This is a genomic window from Candidatus Bipolaricaulota bacterium (genome assembly GCA_021159055.1).
In the GTDB taxonomy this organism is placed as follows: domain Bacteria; phylum Bipolaricaulota; class Bipolaricaulia; order UBA7950; family UBA9294; genus S016-54.
In genome coordinates this window covers 1-4042 of sequence record JAGGSO010000051.1, presented here as the reverse complement: position 1 = coordinate 4042, position 4042 = coordinate 1, and the positions used below count along the sequence as shown (strand labels likewise).

Sequence of the window (4042 nt, the reverse complement as noted above, 5' to 3'; positions counted from 1 at the left end):
GTATACGGGGTGGAGAGCCCGTACACCGCGTTTGGATGGGGGTTCGATCCAGCGGTCCTCATCAATGCCGACTTTGTCCGGATTGGATTGATGTGGAAAAACGCCCTATCCAAGCCGGTCGAGTACTCCACCGGCGGGCAGGGAGAATGGGAGTCAGGGCTCGACCTCGGGGTTGCGCTCCGGCTGCGGCCATCCGCGGAAGTAGAGTGGAGCGCTGCGTTCGTGGCAAGCGGCCTCTCCTCCTCCGGCGTCGGGTTCGCTGCCGGGATCGAAGGATGGGTTGGCGGGCTCGGGATCAGGGTCGGGATCAACCATACCGGGCCGAGCATGGGCCTGTCAGTGCGGCTGGCCAATACGCGGATAGATCTCTCCTACCGCGAGAGCGGACAGATCGGAGGTAGCTATGGTGCTTCACTTACCTACAGCTTCTAGGTGGGTGCTCGTCTTCGCGCTACTGGTCATGGGGCTCGTGAGCTCCGGGTTCGGAGACGCCGCCTCCGACCGGTTCAGCGCCGACATCTCCGGAAGAAAGACGTTCACCCTCCGGTACGGGATCGGGGATTCACAGGGGTTGGGGCAGGCCCCGTACCAGCTCGTCCTCGATCAGACCCTCGCCGTCGACGTCACCGCGACGGCCCTCTCCGTCCTTACCCTCGATGCCCACTTCAACGACCAGGAGCCCCCGAGCATGCAGACCATCACCCTGCACCTGAACGCCGATCCGTTGACCGGGGTACTGGGTGACTTCTCCCTCTCGGGGAAGGAAGCGTTCGCCGTGTACAACAAGAAGCTGAAGGGGATTCGCCTCGACTACAAGCTCCCCGGCAGTGGGACAGCGACCGCGATACTCTCCCAGATCGAAGGGATTTCCGAGTCGAAGACGTTCGTCGGCCACAGCGCGCACGGTGAGATCACCTTCTCCTTCTCCCCCCCGGATCGGCCGTGGGAGACACAGCCCTATCCCCGCAATCTGGACGGGCTCTTCCACTACAAGCTCTCCGCCCCGTACATCGAGGGGTTCTCCGAGGTCGACCTCGAGTTCTCCCCCTCGTCCGGGCTCAAGGAGCTACTGACGAACTACGGACTCGGCTACCTGTACAAGACGATCTCCGAATCCCCGCGCGAGGAGCTGAAACAGGGGGCGTTTGCGGTGGTGGCGGACGAGTCCGACTATCTGGTCCTCCTCCGCCATCCCCATGATCTCCTCCGCGCCCGGATCTCCGACTACATCAAGGCGTACAACCAGGAAAACGGCCTCACCGGGAAGGAGAAGGAGACCTATCCCCTCAACCCGGGGACCGACTACGAACGGGCGTTCCTCGACGCCCTCTCCGCCCACGTGAACATCACCGTCGACGGGACCAACTATCCCCTCACCTCCGGTGGAAGGAGGAAGTTCTATTACTTGGGGGAGAAGGGGGTGAAGGACGTCGAGGTCGAGGTGAGCGTCGACGGAGCGACGTTCCGCCCGATCACCGATCCCGACCTCGCGTCAGCCTACTCCATCACTCCGTTCCCAGAGGAGGGGATCCTGGAGGTCGACTTTCCTCCGGAGTTTTACGCCGGGAAGAGGAGCGCGATGCGGGTCTCGTTCAGCTACTCCGTCTCAGGGAATGCCTATCCCCTTGGGCTTTCCATCGTCCCGGGAAGCGAGAAGGTCTACCTGAACGGAAAACTCCTCACCCGCGACACCGACTACACGATCGACTACGAGGTCGGGATGCTGATCCTCCTCGTCGACGTGAAGGACTCCGACACGATCAAGATCGACTACGAGCGGGCGCGGGGCGGGCTGGGGAGCTCTGCCGAGTACTCCCGCGACTTCTACGGGGTGAGCCTGCAGCTTCCGGTGTCGGATTCCCTGTCACTGGAGGGGAGCCTCCTCCAGGCGGCGGACCATCCAACCCCGCTCACCGATCCGGATAGGGCACGCACCATGCCGAACACCCACACCGTCTCCGGGCTCGTCGGGCGGGTGGATCTGGACGGGTTCTCCGCCGACTTCACCCTCGGCTGGAGCGACGACCGCTTCCCGTTCGACGACAACGCACGGGTCAACCTCCCCAACGCCGTCGCCGCGATTGCAACGGTCGATGGATATGCGTTCTTCGCCCACGCCGCCGGGGTGAGCGTCTACCATGACGGAGATTGGGACCTCTACACCGCAGCGGACGGGTTGAGCGCCAACCGCGTCTACGACGTCCGCGGAGTCGAGGGGAGGGTGTTCTTCGCCACCGCAGGCGGGCTCACCGTCCTCGATCTCAGCGGGGACTCCCCCCTCGCCCGGGTGGAGAACTGGCACCGCTACTCCACCGACGCCGGGCTCCCCAACTCCGCCGTCCACTCCCTGGCGGTGGCAGACGGTACGCTGTGGATCGGGACGGAAGGAGGGATCGCGGCGGTCCCGCTCGATTCACTCGATGAGCCGGAAAGCTGGAAAATTTACGTCTCACAGGAGATCCTCGACCTCGGCCCGATCCGCGCCATCGGGGCGTCGTCCGCAGGGACGGTCTACCTCGGGACCGATCACGGCCTGTTCGCGTTCGACCCGGAGACGGGCGAGCTCTCCCCCATGTCCGGGATGTCCGGGGTGCGGGTGAATCGGATCATCGTCCGGGACGGGACGGTGTACGCGGCGAGCGACCTCGGATTACGAGGGTTCAAGGACGGGGTCGGGACCGGCTGGATCGTGTTCGGGACGCCGGTCTATTCCGTGGCTATTGTGAACGGAACCCTGTGGTACGGGGATGAGGCCGGGCTCCACTCCCTCACGGGTCTCACCCCCTACACCGGCGGAGCGGTGACCGCGGTCTCCCCGGACGGGGAGGGAGGAGTGTGGGCCGGGACGCGCGCCGGGGAGGGCTACGTCCTCGAGGTGGTCCACGCCGCCGGAGGTACGGTTGCGAGGTACCCCACGGCGGTGACGCGAATCGACGGGCGCGATCCGGGGAGGTTCAGGGATATCCCGGCGGCGGACCACACCGCCCGCGGCGGGATCGTCCGGGCGGACTTCAACCGCGCCTTGGGTCCGTTCACCCTCACGGGAGCGTTCGAGACCGTCTCCCCGGAGTTCACCGCGATCGGAAGGCTCGGGCGGGAGGACCGTACCGGCTGGTCACTCGAGCTCGACGGCGATCCTGCCGACGGCTTGTCCCTATCCGCTGCCCACTCCTACTACCTCCTTGACCTCTCCTCCGACCATCCGAAGCGGACGTTGGACGATTCCGCCTCCCTCTCCTGGGAGTTCGGCCCGACCCTATCGCTTGGCGCCCGCCATCGCCTCGTCGACGACGATCCGGATGCGGCGGGGTTCGATTCCGGCAAATTCAGCTACCAAATCGATCTATCCGAGAAGCTCTTCTCCGACGCTTTATCCCTCTCCCTCGGGTGGAACGACGGGTTCACCTGGGATGGGGACGCGACCCGCCGCGACACGCGCCTCACCGCGAACGGAACCGCGAAGCCGCTCCCCGGGCTGACCCTGGCGGTGACGTTCTCCCGGCCGGTCGGCTTTTCCCCGGAGCGCAGGAGCGAACGCGAGTCCCTATCCGGAAGCGTGGACTGGTCGGGGAAGGTCGTGCTGGGGACGGTCTCCTTCAGTTACAAGGTGGGATTGGACCGCGGGGCCGGCCCGTTCCGGGTGACCCACGACGGGAAGCTCACCACCCGCGTCGCCAAGCTTAAGCTTGGCGGATTGAGTGCGCTCCCTGTCCTAACCGCGACGTTCAGCGAGAAGGATGGAGTCATAACGATCGGCGGCGGCGGATCGCTCACCCTCGGCTACTCCGGGATGAGCACCACGGTGAACTACAACCACGAGCTCTCCGGACTCGGGCTGGAGCGGGAACAGACCTCGGACCGGATCACCCTCCGCCTCTCCTACTCCGGGATCAAGGACCTCCGTCCGAGCATAACCTACACCTGGAACCGGAGCGCCGTCATCTACAAGGGGATCGCCAAGCCGAGCCTGAATCAGAGCCTGATCGGGAAGCTCTCCTATCGCCCCACGGGCGGATGGAGCGACGAGCTCTCGTTCTCGGTG

The 4042-nt window shown here is 65.2% G+C and carries 2 protein-coding genes; both read left to right on the top strand.

The window, feature by feature from the left end:
* The coding region (locus J7J55_02660) for a hypothetical protein (GenBank protein ID MCD6141609.1) at window positions 1-432 on the top strand (432 nt) is incomplete at its 5' end.
* Window positions 404-4042: hypothetical protein (locus J7J55_02655; protein ID MCD6141608.1), on the top strand; the 3639-nt coding region annotated here is incomplete at its 3' end. The genes J7J55_02660 and J7J55_02655, both read left to right, overlap by 29 nt.